The organism is Metabacillus indicus LMG 22858 (genome assembly GCF_000708755.2).
GTDB lineage: Bacteria > Bacillota > Bacilli > Bacillales > Bacillaceae > Bacillus_P > Bacillus_P indicus.
In genome coordinates, this window is sequence record NZ_JGVU02000002.1 from 1537324 (window position 1) to 1550336 (window position 13013).

14 protein-coding genes are annotated in these 13013 nt (G+C 46.1%); 6 read left to right on the plus strand and 8 right to left on the minus strand.

The genetic code is table 11. The annotated features are described in order from the left end of the window. Nucleotides 1–63: 63 nt before the first annotated feature. A complete protein-coding gene (gene dnaE / locus AZ46_RS11160) occupies nt 64–3426 on the minus strand; it encodes a DNA polymerase III subunit alpha (RefSeq protein WP_029279135.1) in 3363 nt (1120 codons plus the stop codon). A gap of 132 nt (nt 3427–3558) precedes the next feature. On the opposite strand from dnaE, the gene ytrH reads away from it, so the two are divergent. The 3 genes from ytrH (at nt 3559) to AZ46_RS11175 (ending at nt 4715) form a co-directional block, all read left to right on the plus strand. Beyond that, the gene (gene ytrH, locus AZ46_RS11165; protein ID WP_029279133.1) at nt 3559–3897 is read left to right on the plus strand and encodes a sporulation membrane protein YtrH; all 339 of its coding nucleotides are present in this window, start codon (nt 3559–3561) and stop codon (nt 3895–3897) included. Then, entirely contained in the window at nt 3894–4397 is a 504-nt protein-coding gene (ytrI, locus tag AZ46_RS11170) for a sporulation membrane protein YtrI (protein WP_029279132.1), read from the plus strand. The genes ytrH and ytrI overlap by 4 nt, the downstream gene beginning before the upstream one ends. Before the next feature lie 135 nt (nt 4398–4532). After that, the gene (locus AZ46_RS11175; RefSeq protein WP_029279131.1) at nt 4533–4715 is read left to right on the plus strand and encodes a hypothetical protein; all 183 of its coding nucleotides are present in this window, start codon (nt 4533–4535) and stop codon (nt 4713–4715) included. 16 nt (nt 4716–4731) lie between these two features. Here the strand turns inward: AZ46_RS11175 and AZ46_RS11180 are convergent, their stop codons facing one another. Then, nucleotides 4732–5673, minus strand: a complete 942-nt coding sequence (locus tag AZ46_RS11180) for a DHH family phosphoesterase (RefSeq protein WP_029279129.1) — start codon at nt 5671–5673, stop codon at nt 4732–4734. A 146-nt stretch (nt 5674–5819) separates the two neighbouring features. Here AZ46_RS11180 and AZ46_RS11185 point away from each other — a divergent pair, with 146 nt between their 5' ends. Continuing rightward, nucleotides 5820–6116 carry a YtpI family protein gene (locus AZ46_RS11185; RefSeq protein ID WP_029279127.1) on the plus strand — a complete coding sequence of 99 codons (297 nt, stop codon included), beginning with the start codon at nt 5820–5822 and terminating at the stop codon, nt 6114–6116. Nucleotides 6117–6182: 66 nt separating this feature from the next. Here the strand turns inward: AZ46_RS11185 and AZ46_RS11190 are convergent, their stop codons facing one another. The 3 genes from AZ46_RS11190 to AZ46_RS11200 all read right to left on the minus strand — a co-directional run bounded on the left by AZ46_RS11190 (nt 6183) and on the right by AZ46_RS11200 (nt 8570). Then, complete coding sequence (locus tag AZ46_RS11190) at nt 6183–7502, minus strand: DRTGG domain-containing protein (RefSeq protein ID WP_029279125.1); 1320 nt, start codon at nt 7500–7502, stop codon at nt 6183–6185. A gap of 65 nt (nt 7503–7567) precedes the next feature. Next, on the minus strand, nt 7568–7801 hold the full coding sequence (locus tag AZ46_RS11195; RefSeq protein WP_029279123.1) for a hypothetical protein: 234 nt from the start codon (nt 7799–7801) through the stop codon (nt 7568–7570). An 88-nt stretch (nt 7802–7889) separates the two neighbouring features. Further along, nucleotides 7890–8570 carry a metal-dependent hydrolase gene (locus AZ46_RS11200; protein ID WP_029279121.1) on the minus strand — a complete coding sequence of 227 codons (681 nt, stop codon included), beginning with the start codon at nt 8568–8570 and terminating at the stop codon, nt 7890–7892. Nucleotides 8571–8702: 132 nt separating this feature from the next. On the opposite strand from AZ46_RS11200, the gene AZ46_RS11205 reads away from it, so the two are divergent. Next, nucleotides 8703–8897 carry a hypothetical protein gene (locus AZ46_RS11205; protein WP_152554738.1) on the plus strand — a complete coding sequence of 65 codons (195 nt, stop codon included), beginning with the start codon at nt 8703–8705 and terminating at the stop codon, nt 8895–8897. A 395-nt stretch (nt 8898–9292) separates the two neighbouring features. Here the strand turns inward: AZ46_RS11205 and ald are convergent, their stop codons facing one another. Then, complete coding sequence (ald, locus tag AZ46_RS11210) at nt 9293–10411, minus strand: alanine dehydrogenase (RefSeq protein WP_029279117.1); 1119 nt, start codon at nt 10409–10411, stop codon at nt 9293–9295. A 217-nt stretch (nt 10412–10628) separates the two neighbouring features. After that, nucleotides 10629–11387, minus strand: a complete 759-nt coding sequence (locus AZ46_RS11215; RefSeq protein WP_029279115.1) for an SDR family oxidoreductase — start codon at nt 11385–11387, stop codon at nt 10629–10631. 141 nt (nt 11388–11528) lie between these two features. On the opposite strand from AZ46_RS11215, the gene AZ46_RS11220 reads away from it, so the two are divergent. After that, entirely contained in the window at nt 11529–12824 is a 1296-nt protein-coding gene (locus AZ46_RS11220; RefSeq protein WP_029279113.1) for a cytosine permease, read from the plus strand. A 15-nt stretch (nt 12825–12839) separates the two neighbouring features. Here the strand turns inward: AZ46_RS11220 and AZ46_RS21960 are convergent, their stop codons facing one another. Beyond that, nucleotides 12840–13007: a hypothetical protein gene (locus AZ46_RS21960; protein ID WP_158001618.1), complete on the minus strand. Its 168-nt coding sequence runs from the start codon at nt 13005–13007 to the stop codon at nt 12840–12842. Nucleotides 13008–13013 lie beyond the last annotated feature (6 nt).

Here is a 13013-nt window from a genome sequence, read left to right on the forward strand (position 1 = left end):
ATCATAACATAATTTTAAGTATTGTAAAGTCCTGTCTTTTTGTCCGGCACCGGACCTTTGTGCTTATTCTTTGACGGCTGCATTTTTCTCTCCGAGTAATTTTCTAAGCTCTGAAAGACATGCAGCACTCGCTTCTGTGTTATATTCATCCGGCAGTCTGACGCTCTTTTTCTCTTTTTCATAGTAGAGAATAACAGGCGTTGTGCCGCGGTGCTTTTTAAGAGTATTCTGCACGGTTTGAAGCTTTCCTTCCGCGAGATGCAATTCCTCAATTTTTAAAAAGAGCATCTTTGCTCTTTTCTTCAGATCATCCACTGTTTCCGCATCGGAAATAATCAGCTGCGTGCGGTCGCTGCGGTTTTCCATTTTGCCTGTAAGAATGACCACATTTCCCTGATCAAGCAAATTCCGGGCCTTCGTATAAACGTTCGGAAAAGCCACCGCTTCAAGATCCCCGCTTTCATCACTCAAGGCAAGAAACGCCATGACCTCGCCTTTTTTTGTCCTGATCGTCCGCATGGCAGAAATAAACACGCCGACCTTTACTTTTTTCTGACCTCCGAGAACAGCTTCACTCAGAGGAAGAACCCCTGCACGCTGAAACAGCGGCAAATGGGCTGAAGCAGGATGGCTTGAAAAATAAAAACCAAGCGACTCTTTTTCAAACTTCAGCTTTTCTTCCGTTTTGAACGGCTCAACTTCTATATATTTCGGCTTGATGCTGAATTCTTCCTCTTCTAAAAACAAATCAAATTGATTTTCATCATCCGTTGAAAAAAGGGCAGCATGTTCAAGCGCAAGATCAAGGCTAGCAAGCAGAGTCGACCTCTCCATGCCAAACTCGTCCATGGCCCCTGAAAAAATAAGAGACTCAACAACTCGTCTGTTTACGGTCTTCATGGATACCCTTGTGCAGAAATCAAACAGATCTGAGAACGCTTTTTTCTTTCTGGCCGCGTAGATTTCTTTTACAGCATTGACGCCTACACTTTTAATCGCATTCAGACTGAAGCGGATGTTTCCGTTTTCGACAAGAAAAGGATATTCGCTTCTATTAATAGAAGGAGGAAGAACTGTGACTCCATGCTGCTTTGCCTCACGGATGTACTGGGCGGTTTTCTCATCGTTGCCGATCACGCTTGTTAAAAGAGCGGCCGTAAAATAAACCGGATAGTGGGCTTTTAAATAGGCAAGCTGAAAAGAAATCATGCTGTAGGCAACAGCATGGCTCCGGTTGAACCCGTAATTTGCAAATTTGACGATTAAGTCGTAAATATGGTTTGCAGACGCCCGGTCATAGCCGTTATTCAGACAGCCCGAGACAAAGTGCTCTCTCTCCCGGTCAAGGATTTCTTTTTGTTTCTTTCCGACAGCGCGCCTTAGAAGATCCGCTTCACCTAAAGAAAATCCGGCCATTTTAGACGCAATCTCCATAATCTGCTCCTGATAGACGATGACGCCGTTCGTCGTTTGAAGGATTGGTTTTAAATCCGGATGCGGGTACTTGATTTGCTCTTCATGATGTTTCCGTCTGATATACAGCGGAATGTTTTCCATCGGACCCGGACGGTACAGGGCGTTTACAGCTACGATATCTTCAAGATCTGTCGGCTTGAGCCGTTTCAGAACGCTGCGCATCCCGTCTGATTCAAGCTGAAAAACTCCTGTTGTATCCCCTTTTCCAAGAAGCTCGAACGTTTGATCATCAGCGTAGGAAATGCGGGCAAAATCAATCCGTTTCTTTTCATGGCGTTCGATTAAACCTGTGATCTGCTCAATCAGCGTTAAATTTCTCAGGCCAAGAAAATCCATTTTCAAAAGCCCAAGATCCTCAAGATAATCCATTGAAAACTGAGTTAAATAAATGCCGTTATGCCCCTCCTGGATCGGAACGATATCTGTAAGCGGCTGGCTGCTCAGCACCATGCCCGCTGCATGTGTGGAGGTGTGCCTAGGGAGGCCTTCAAGCTTTACGGCTGTTTCAAAAATTCTCCTGTACAAATCCGAATCATCCAGAAGCTGCTGAAGGTCTTTGGATTCTGAGAGAACCTGCTCCAATGTGGACCCGGGCTTTGAAGGAATGAGCCTTGCAAGAACATCAGCTTCTTTGGCAGATGCCCCCATGACTCTCCCGACATCCCTGAGGGAAGCTTTGGCAGCGAGTGTTCCGAACGTCACGATTTGAGCTGCGTGCATCGCCCCGTACTTTTCTGCCACATACGAGATGATCTCATCCCTTTTAGAATCAGGAAAATCTATATCTATATCAGGCATATTTATGCGCTCAGGATTTAAGAAGCGCTCAAATAAAAGGCGGTGCTCTATTGGATCCACATCTGTGATTCTGAGGACATAGGCAACAAGCGAGCCTGCTGCAGATCCCCTTCCCGGACCGGTGAGAATTCGATGATCATGGGCATATTTCATGAAATCCCAGACAATCAGGAAATAGTCGCTGAATTTCATCTCCCTGATTACATTCAGCTCGTAGTCAAGCCTTTTGTAATAGCTGTCCGGCGGATCGCCGAACCTCTCTTTGAGACCGGACAGGCACAGGCGCTCCAAATATTCGTCAGCCGGCTGGCCGTCAGGTGCAGGATACTTCGGAAGACGGGTTTGTCCAAGTTCCATTGTGACCTGGCACCTATCTGCTATTTTCAGAGTGTTTTCAAGAGCTTCGGGACAGTCCCTGAAAAGCTCTGCCATTTCAGCAGGGGATTTTAAATAATACTGATTGGAAGGAAGGGCGAAGTCACTGTCGTCTTCAAGCTTTGCACCGTTTTTGATGGCAAGAAGGCAATTGTGGGCAAACGCATCCTCTTTTTCGATATAGTGAACGTTGTTGGCAGCGGCAGCAGGCACCCCTGTTTTTTTGCTTACTTCTAAAATCCCTTTCTCCAGCTCTTTATCTGTATGCAGGCTGTGATTTTGGAGCGAAAGATAGAAATCGCCTTCATGAAACAGTGATTTATAAAGCAAGAGCGTTTTTTCCGCTTCCTCTTTATCCCCGCTCAAGAGCGCCTGTTCCACCAAGCCCTTGTCACCGGGTGTTAACCCGATAATTCCGGAGCTGTAGGATTTCATCCACCGGGATTTTATTCCCCCTGGAGATCTTGTTTGAAGAACACTGCTGATTTTGATCAGATTTCTGTATCCTTCATTGTTTTTGGCAAGCAGAACAAGCGGGTATCCCTCGCTTGCGCCCTGTTCTTCGAGCGTAACAGACGCTATTAGCCCGATAATGGGTTTGATGCCGTGTTTCATGCATGTTTTATAAAAAGCTACCGCCCCATACATCGTATGGAAGTCAGTAATCGCTAGTGATTTTGCTCCGTGGGCTGCTGTTTTTTCAACAAGCCGGTCGATTCGCGCTGAACTGTTCAGCAGACTGTAGGCACTTTGAACTTGAAGGTGAACAAATGGCAATCGCATGTCCCGTCCTTTCTCTAAATCTCATCTTTTTATTATATTCTCTATTGAAAAGTGACACAAATTGAAGCTGTCCCATCTCATACTTCCATTGTTTGTCCATATACATAGAAGAAAGGGGTGAATCGCATGGAGGTTAAAGAGGCGTTTATTCCGGCCTTTATCAACAGTTATTTCATAGCACTCGGCGTAATTCTCGGCGGATCAATTGTTGGCGGCATCGGTGCTTACTTAGCAGGTGAGCCTCCGCTGTCGACGATTTACAGTCTCGCAAACAGACTGAAAATATGGGCCCTTGTCGCTGCAATCGGCGGTACCTTTGACGCTTTTTCAAGCTTTGAAAGAGGATTTTTTGAAGGAGAAACACGTGATGTAATTAAACAGGTCCTGCTGATCATTTCAGCCATGGGCGGCGCGCAGACTGGCTGGCTCCTGATCTTATGGCTCACGCAGGAGTCACCGGAATGAGAATCCCTCCATTATACAGGCGTCCATCCTGGCAGCGGCTTTTTGGAGGCATGGTGCTCGGCGCCATCATCAGCTGGTGCATCTTCCTTTATATATATGGCGAGTGGCAGGAGAAGCTGGTGACAAAAATTGAAGAACAGACGTACACAATTGAAGATTTGAAGCAGACAAATAAAAGCTACTATGAGGAGATTCAGAATCTGAATAAAATCACTCAGGAAAAACTCCGGGTGCAGAAGATCAGCGTGACCTTAATGAACGGAGAACGCTATCAGTTTACGTCCCTGATGACATTTATGATTGAGGATCAGGTGAAAGAAGATGTGTCTGATGTTTTGGCAAAGGATCTGGAAAGTGTTTATAAAACGAGAAAGCTGATGAAAAAAGCGGTCGAAAACAAAGTATATAAAATCGATGACAAGCAGTACCGGGTGGAAATTGAGGAAATGTTCATATACACCACCCTCTCAATCGAGCTTAAAGTCTCATTCGCAAAATAAAAAACGGGACCAATGAACCTTGCGGCGGGAACCGAATGGTTTATTTTTAGAAATTTCAATCAATTAAACCGCACTCCTTCCTGCCTTTCGGGTAGAATGGTAATAGCAGCAAACCCAAAATCAGGAGGAATGAGGATGTATGTTTTAAACCACAAACAGATGGCCCGGGAAAAAGCGGCACGCCTGAAAGAAGGCTATTCAGCTTATGCGGAGTCAAACGAGCTTGCTTCACTGATTAAAAAAGAACTTCTTGCACAGGGACTGACCTTTCACGAAGATTCAACTGAATTCGGGTACTGGTTTATCCCTGTGAAATAAGTTCATCTGGCTTTTCTTATTGAAAGCTCCGGCAAATGCTTTCAAGATCTGAAAGAACCTGATCCGCTTCTTCCCAGCTTGTGACAGATGCGCCTGAAGCAAGCGGATGGCCGCCGCCGCGGTATTTTTTTGCCAGTTCATTAATAACCGGACCTTTGGATCTAAGCCTTACTCTGATCTGATCTGCTTCTTCTACAAAAAAGACCCATGCCCGAAGACCTTCAATATTGCCAAGCATGCCTACCAGCTGTGAAGCCTCAGAAGCACTCACTTCAAATTGCTCCAGGATCTCTTTCGTCAGGATCATGGAAGCAGCACCCGATGACGACAGCTTGAAATTCTGCAGAACATAGCCGCTGAGCTTAGCCGCATTATATTTCGTCTTATACATCTCATCATAAATGTCTGTAAATGAAAAATCATACTCAACAAGCTCACTGGCATATCTTAATGTTTTTTTCGTCGTGCTCGGAAAAAGGAATCTGCCCGTATCGCCGACAATTCCCGCGTAAATCAGCTCTGCTGCTTTGTCAGGCAAAACAAGCCCGTCTTCTTTGCCCGCAAGATAAAATTCATAAATCATTTCACTGACTGAACTTGCGGACGTATCCACCCACAGAAGGTCTCCGTATGGATCTTCATTTGGATGGTGGTCAATTTTTATAAGCTTTGCACCTGTATGATAGCGCTGATCACACACACGCTCCTGATTGGCGGTGTCGCAGACAATCACAAGTGCTCCCTCGTAGTCACGGTCTTTCACGTTGTCCATTTTATATAAAAACTCGAGTGAGGGTTCACCAAGTCCCGCTGCAAGGACGTTCTTTTCCGGGAAAGAGGCCTTGATAATCTCGGCCAGTCCGCATTGTGATCCGTATGCATCCGGGTCAGGACGTACGTGCCGGTGAATGATGATCGTTTCATACTGCTTAATCTCTGACAGAATTTCCTGTTTCATGTGTAGTCTCCTTTTCGAACCTGATTATAGACTAATTAAAGCATAAAACCGTCCGGGCAGAAAGCGAATCTTGTCTTTGGTTATAGCAATCCTGCGCAAGAATGATTAAAATAGAGGATGTAAGTTTACTATGGAGGTTATTCTTAATGCCTGTACTTGTCATTCTGATCGTATTTGCCTTCTCTTTTTATCTTTTCTATAAAGTGAAGTTTTACAGAACCAGAAAGCCGATGGAAAAACAGTGGCTCTCTGCAAAATCGAGCATAGCACTGGGTGTATTTGTGTTTTTGTTCGGCCTGAACCAGCTGTTTTTATTTCATTCAACGGTTTCATTGGTCGTTGGGATTATTTTTATGGTTGTCGGACTTGCCAGCAGCTTGGCCGGCTACAAAGCCTATAAGCACTACCTTCCTCACGCTGCAAAAGAAGCAAGGGAAGGCTGAAATCGCTTGGTTTAAAAAAGCAGGCAGGGAAACTCTCGTTTTCCCTGCCTGCTTTTTTACCTATTTTCAGCTTCTCTCAATCAGCTGCACCATCAGCATGGCTTTGCCTACTGCCACTCCGCTGCTGAATACCTCAACATCAATCTTTCCGAACTTGCGCCCGACTTCAAGGATTTTTGGATGCACTTCAAGCATGCTGTCCATCTGAACAGGCTTCATAAAGTAAATCGTGATGTTTTCAACGACAATTTCGCCTTTTTTCTGTGTGCGAAGATACCGGTTTGTCGCTTCTGTCACGACGGTTGTAAATACACCATATGAAATCGTGCCGAGATGATTTGTCATTTGCGGGGATACTTGAAAACGGTAGACATTCGCTTTTTTTGCATCCTCAGCCGTGACAATAAACTGATTGGTCACGATGTCATCAAGCTTCTCGCCGATCTGAGGCTGCCTTTGAATCATTTGCAGCGCCTGAAGAACGTCCTGACGGCTGATCATTCCTTCCAGCCGGTTATTCTGATCTACTACAGGCAAAACCTCAATGCCTTCCCAGACCATCATTTGCGCCGCTGAGGCAACGGATGTTTTCCCAATGACCGTGATTGGATTTTTCGTCATGACTTTCTCAACAATCACACTGCGGTCATACCCCATCACGTCTTTTGAGGTGACCATCCCCTGTACTCTCAGCTGGTTATCAATGACCGGAAAACGGCCGTGGCCTGTATTCACATTATGCTGATACCACTCATCTACTGTATCAGTCGTTTTCAGGCATATCGTTTTATCAAGCGTTGTGAGAATATCTTCAACCAGAACAATTTCCTTTTTGATCAGCTGATCGTAAATCGCTCTGTTAATCATGGTTGCCACAGTAAACGTATCATAGCTTGTTGAAATAATCGGAAGCTCGGCTTCATCAGCAATTCTCTTTACATGCTCGTCAGTGTCAAAACCCCCGGTAATCAGCACAGCTGCACCCGCTTCAATGGCGAGCTGATGAGCATTTGTCCGGTTCCCTACGATAAGCAGATTCCCGGCACCCGTATAGCGCATCATCGCCTCAAGCTTCATGGCGCCGATGACAAACTTGTTAAGCGTTTTATGAAGTCCCGCACGTCCGCCCAGGACTTGTCCATCTACGATATTTACAACTTCAGCGTATGTGAGTTTTTCAATATTTTCTTTCTTTTTCTTTTCAATCCTAATGGTTCCAACACGCTCAATCGTGCTTACATAGCCTTTGTTTTCGGCTTCTTTAATCGCACGGTATGCAGTGCCTTCACTTACGTTCATATCTTTCGCGACCTGCCTGACCGAAATCTTTTCCCCGATCGGGAGGCCGTCAATATGCTGCAGTATTTGCTCATGCTTTGTCGCCAAGCTTCTTCACCCTTTTTTATCAGCCATTCTTTCTTTTTCTATTATAAGGGTGAGACCGCTTTATATCAACGCGCCGCTGCACGCTGTCTTACTTTCATCCTGCGCACTTGCGCCTGTTTTGCTTTGTGTTTTTTCGGTGCATACATCAGACCCGTTAAATTTCCGCCTGCAGCAAAGAGAGCAAACAGAATCCAGATGAGAGAAAACAGGCTCTCAAGAGGGTTTGCACTTGAGATATCCAGTCTTGGCAGTGCATAAAACAGCATGGCTCCCGCCAGCAGCAAATAGAGAATACGCATATTAACCAGCTCCTTTTAAAACAGCTTGGTTCATTTTATGCGCATCCATGAAAAAAATGCAGGCATCCGCCCGCATTTTCGTTTTCACTTATAGTTTAATAGAGTCTCCGGCTTTCATGACTTTTCCCATTTTACCTGGAAGGCTGTCCGCAAAATCCTGCGGATTCTGCTCAATCACTGGAAATGTATTGTAATGCATTGGGACGACGGTTTTTGCCTTGATCCATTTTGCTGCTATGGCCGCATCCTCCGGCCCCATTGTAAAATTATCGCCGATCGGCAGAAACGCAAGATCAATCTCTTCGAGTTCCCCAAGAAGCTTCATATCTGAGAAAAGGCCTGTGTCTCCTGCGTGATAGACTGTTTTTCCGCCATGTTTGAAAAGAATTCCGGCAGGCATCCCGGTATAAACGATTTTTTCTCCTTCTTCCTCATAGCTCGAGCCGTGGAAAGCCTGAGTCAGCTTGACCGTGCCAAAATCAAATGTGTGAGATCCGCCGATGTGCATCTCATGAACGTTGAGTCCCTTCCATCCCAGGTATGTAGCAAGTTCAAACGGCGCCACAACAAGCGCATTATTTTTCTTTGCAAGCTCGATCGTATCGCCGACGTGATCATTGTGCCCGTGTGTAAGCAGTATCACATCCACTTTTAAATCATCCGTCTTCAGGTCTGTCTGACCGTTCCCGTTAATGAATGGGTCAATGATAATCGTGTGCTGATCCGTTTTAATCTGTACAACAGAATGTCCATGGTATGAAACGTTCATTTCTCTCACTCCCATTTAATTGATAGTTTTATCGTACTAAAAATAGAGGGGGCTGTCGAATGTGAGGGTGCGTGAGAATGCAATAGAGAGATTTCTATTTTGGAAGGCGTAGGTTGAGGGATTTGGCGTTTGGTGCTATCAAATCGATTGCAGACTGCTCTTGAGAGTTCTATTCCTGTTGTTCATTCAGTGCCAACAAAACCGATTCCGGCTGCTCTTGAGGGTTCTTATCCTGTTGTTCAGTGCCATCAAGTCGATTCCGGACGCTTCTTGAGGGTTCTTATCCTGACGTTCAGTGCCATCAAACCGATTCCGGACGCTTTTTGAGGGTTCTTATCCTGCTGTTCAGTGCCATCAAACTGATTCCGGACGCTTTTTGAGGGTTCTTATCCTGACGTTCAGTGCCATCAAATCGATTCCGGACGCTTTTTGAGGGTTCTATTCCTGTTGTTCAGTGCCAACAAAACCGATTCCGGCTGCTCTTGAGGGCTCTTATCCTGTTGTTCAGTGCCATCAAAATCGATTCCCGCTGCTCTTGAGGGTTCTATTCCGGCTGTTCAGTGCCAACAAAACCGATTCCGGCTGCTCTTGAGGGTTCTATTCCGACTGTTCAGTGCCATCAAATCGTTTGCACACGACTCTTGAAGGCTCCATTCCCGCCGGCCGGAAAAACCTTACTTCTCCACACAAAAAAAGACACGGGCTTCTTCATGCCCGTATCCCTATTCACCAAGAAGAGCTCTTGCATCTGCATAAGTTAATGAATGCGCTTCTGCGACTGCTTCGTATGTGACAAATCCCTTCAGCGTGTTAACGCCTTTTAAAAGCGGCTCATTTTCAAGGCATGCTTTTTTGTACCCTTTGTTAGCAATCTGCACCGCATATGGGACGGTCACGTTTGTCAGCGCGATTGTCGAGGTCCGCGGCACCGCTCCCGGCATATTTGCCACCGCATAATGGAGGACCCCGTGCTTTTCATACGTAGGATGATCGTGAGTCGTGATTCTGTCGGTTGTTGCAAAGATGCCTCCCTGATCGATGGCGATATCAACAATCACAGAACCGGGCGTCATGCTCTGGACCATCTCTTCTGTCACGAGCTTCGGGGCCCGTGCCCCAGGGATGAGGACCGCACCGATCACTAGATCTGACTGGGCCGCAGCGTACGCGATATTGAAAGGATTCGACATCAGCGTGGAGATTTCTTTTCCGAAAATATCATCAAGCTGGCGGAGCCGTTCCGGATTCACATCAAGCATCGTTACATCTGCCCCGAGTCCGACCGCAATTTTCGCAGCATTTGTGCCTGCTACTCCTCCGCCGATGATGGCAACTTTTCCGCGCTTGACTCCAGGAACTCCTGAAAGCAGGATTCCCTTTCCGCCTTTCGTTTTTTCTAAAAACTGTGCACCGATTTGTGAAGCCATTCTGCCGGCCACTTCACTCATTGGCGTCAGCAGCGGCAGGGACCGGTTTGGGAGCTGGACCGTTTCATACGCAATACCTGTGACCTTCCGATCGATCAAAGCGCGCGTCAGCTCAGGTTCTGCTGCAAGATGCAAATAGGTAAACAGGATGAGGTCTTCGCGGAAATACTGATATTCAGAAGGCAGCGGCTCTTTTACCTTCATCACCATTTCCATAGACCAGGCTTCTTCAGGGGAAGAAACAATTTTCGCCCCTGCTTCTGTATACTGGTGATCGGGAAAACCTGATCCTTCGCCTGCATTTTGTTCAATATAGACTTCATGTCCTGCCTGAACGAGGTGAACAACGCCGGCCGGGGTCATAGCAACACGGTTTTCATTATTTTTAACTTCCTTGGGGATGCCGATTTTCATACATCTTCCTCCTGTGCCATTACATTCCGTTTCTGCTATAAGTATTTCCTTTCTTTAGTATATGGAAACACACGAAATTTGGAAATCCATTCCTGCTAAATGTGCGCATCTGAACGTGCTCTTCTTCAGGCATGTGGAGTCTTCAGTGTCACTCCCGTTCCCTCAGCCCCCCAATAAAAAACACATACAAAAAACCCCGGAATCTCCGGGGTTTCTCTTATTGTCTTCGGCTCAGCACGTTGACTGCCCCTGAAGCTTCAACGATGGCTCCAGTGATCATGTCAGAATCTTCCTCGCACAAAAAGGAGATGAGCCTGCCGATATCTTCTCCGGTGCCGGATCTGCCTACAGGCGTTTCTGAATCAGGTGTTTTTCTCGACTCATGGATGGAAGCTTCCTTCATCTCTCCCACAATATTGCCCGGGCAAATCATGTTCGCAGTAATGCCATTCTCCGCTTCTTCAATGGCAATTGTCTTTGTCAGAGAGGCAAGTCCTGTTTTCGCTGCGCTGAAAGCAGAACGGTGTAGCCAGCCGGATGATGATTCAGCTCCCTGAAATCCGTAGGTGATGATCCGTCCGTACTGCTGCTGTCTCATGACCGGTATCACTTTTTTGAAAAGGTGAAAGACCGCGCTAAGATTGCCTTCAATCATTTCATACCATTCATCATCTTCATAATCTGCAAGCTTCTTGCGCTCAAATATGTATGGCCCTGCATTATTGATTAAGCAGTCAATCCGGCCGAATGTGCTGAGAGTTTCATCCGCAAGCTTTATGAGATCATCTTTTTTTGTGACATCGCCTTTCAAAAAAAGCATGCGTTCGCTTATGTGCGCATATTTTTCTTTTAGCTGCAGCACAGCATCTTCATCGCTGCGGTAATTGACCGTAACGGAGTAGCCTTTCTCAAGGAAGATTTCCGTCACTTTTCGTCCCAGTCCTTTGGAACCGGCTGTAATAATTGCGTGTCTCAATGGCAAAATCCTCCTCGGTGGTCCGGGAAATGTAATGCTGCTTCTTTTCCATTGTATTGAACAGAAAGGAATCTTACAATAATCTTATCTGCGCTGAATGTTTTTCACGGTGCGTTCACTTTTAAAAAAGGCGGAATACATATGTCTCAACCTGCAGTACGGTCAAAAATGGAACGTTTCGGTCTGGAAGCTGTTCCAAAGGAGCTCCGCAGCACATCATGGTTTGATTACTTTTTGATTCAATTATCTTTTTCGGTGAATGCAGGGAATTTCCTTCTTCCTGCTCTGGCCGTCATGGAAGGAGGCCTGTCTGTTATGCAGGCAGCCGTCTCCACAGTCATTGGAGCTGCATTGGCCTTTTTATTTGTGTCTCTGCTTTCGCTGCCCGGCTCAGTTCACGGAATTCCTGCCCAATATGCAATGAGATCGTATATCGGCGTCAGCGGAGCGCGTTTTTTCTCATCGCCGGTCAGAACACTGACCTCTCTTTACTGGTTTTGCGTACAAACGATTGGCGGAACGTTCATGATCATAGAAATCTGCAGGCGCTATTTTTCTTTTTCCCCTCATTTTGCTCTGACTGCCGTGCTTCTTGGGATTTTCATGGCTGCCGTCGCTGCAGCCGGGTTTGATGCCGTCAAACGCATGACAAAGTACTTCCTGCCATTCCTTCTTGCGGGGCAGGCCGTTATGGTTTATTTATATTTTACTGCAGATCCTGCTCTCTTATCATCGCCGAGTGTGCCGGAATATTCTTCCTCATCCCTGCCTGCAATGGCTTTTTATGCGAGCCTCGTGTTTGTCCAGTATATTTCAGGTGTCAGTGCTTCTGCTGATATGGCAAGATACGCAAAGTCTCCAAAGCAGGGATTCTTCGGACTCTATGCCGGCAATCTATTCGGATTTATCCTGACCGCACTTTTCGGCGCTTACAGTGCGGCACATTTCGGGGAGCTGAATCCTTTCATTTCAGCGAGCGCGCTGACAGACTCGGTGACGCTTGTATCTGTCATTCTGATCTGTTCCATATTGTCCATGTTTTCCATCAACTTAAACAATGCGTATACAGGGGCTTTCAGTCTGCTGAATATTTTCCCTTCCCTTGGAAGACTGAAGAGTGCAGTCGTGTTCGGCACAGCCGCTGTCGCATGCAGCACGATGCCCTCTTTAGTGACAGAAGCTTCCTCCTTTATTTCATGGATGGGCTCTGCCATCGTCCCGCTGTCTGCTGTTATTATTGCTGAATTTACACACTTGCAGCTAAAGGGCAGGGAATTGCATGTACGAAAGCTTAACAGGAAAGGTGCAGCGTCCATCCTCTGCGGCATTGCGTTTTATTGGATCATCCCGGAATCTCTGTCCCCCGGGTTTGTTTCTTTCATTTTTACATTGGTGCTTTACACCGCTTTGCTGAAAGGACAAAAAAAGTCATCCTGAGATGACTTTTTTTGTTTACTCTGATTCTTCTCTCGGCTGCAGATTTTCCTGCAGGAAGTTTTGCTCATATTGCTGCTCAACGACTCCGCTTGAATACGCTTCAGTGATTAATTGAGACGTTTCATTTTCACCTTCGTAATCGAAGTAGGCAGAATGGTTTTTAGGATCCTTTTCTTTTCCCATCTTCTT

Excerpts from the sequence above, each read along its gene's own strand:
- AZ46_RS11195 (WP_029279123.1), bottom strand. The coding sequence starts at position 7,801 with ATGCGTATTCTCTATTTGCTGCTGGCGGGAGCCATGCTGTTTTATGCA.
- AZ46_RS11180 (WP_029279129.1), bottom strand. The coding sequence starts at position 5,673 with ATGAAACAGGAAATTCTGTCAGAGATTAAGCAGTATGAAACGATCATC.
- AZ46_RS11175 (WP_029279131.1), top strand. The coding sequence starts at position 4,533 with ATGTATGTTTTAAACCACAAACAGATGGCCCGGGAAAAAGCGGCACGC.
- AZ46_RS11220 (WP_029279113.1), top strand. The coding sequence starts at position 11,529 with ATGTCTCAACCTGCAGTACGGTCAAAAATGGAACGTTTCGGTCTGGAA.
- ytrH (WP_029279133.1), top strand. The coding sequence starts at position 3,559 with ATGGAGGTTAAAGAGGCGTTTATTCCGGCCTTTATCAACAGTTATTTC.
- AZ46_RS11200 (WP_029279121.1), bottom strand. The coding sequence starts at position 8,570 with ATGAACGTTTCATACCATGGACATTCTGTTGTACAGATTAAAACGGAT.
- ytrI (WP_029279132.1), top strand. The coding sequence starts at position 3,894 with ATGAGAATCCCTCCATTATACAGGCGTCCATCCTGGCAGCGGCTTTTT.
- ald (WP_029279117.1), bottom strand. The coding sequence starts at position 10,411 with ATGAAAATCGGCATCCCCAAGGAAGTTAAAAATAATGAAAACCGTGTT.
- AZ46_RS21960 (WP_158001618.1), bottom strand. The coding sequence starts at position 13,007 with ATGGGAAAAGAAAAGGATCCTAAAAACCATTCTGCCTACTTCGATTAC.
- AZ46_RS11185 (WP_029279127.1), top strand. The coding sequence starts at position 5,820 with ATGCCTGTACTTGTCATTCTGATCGTATTTGCCTTCTCTTTTTATCTT.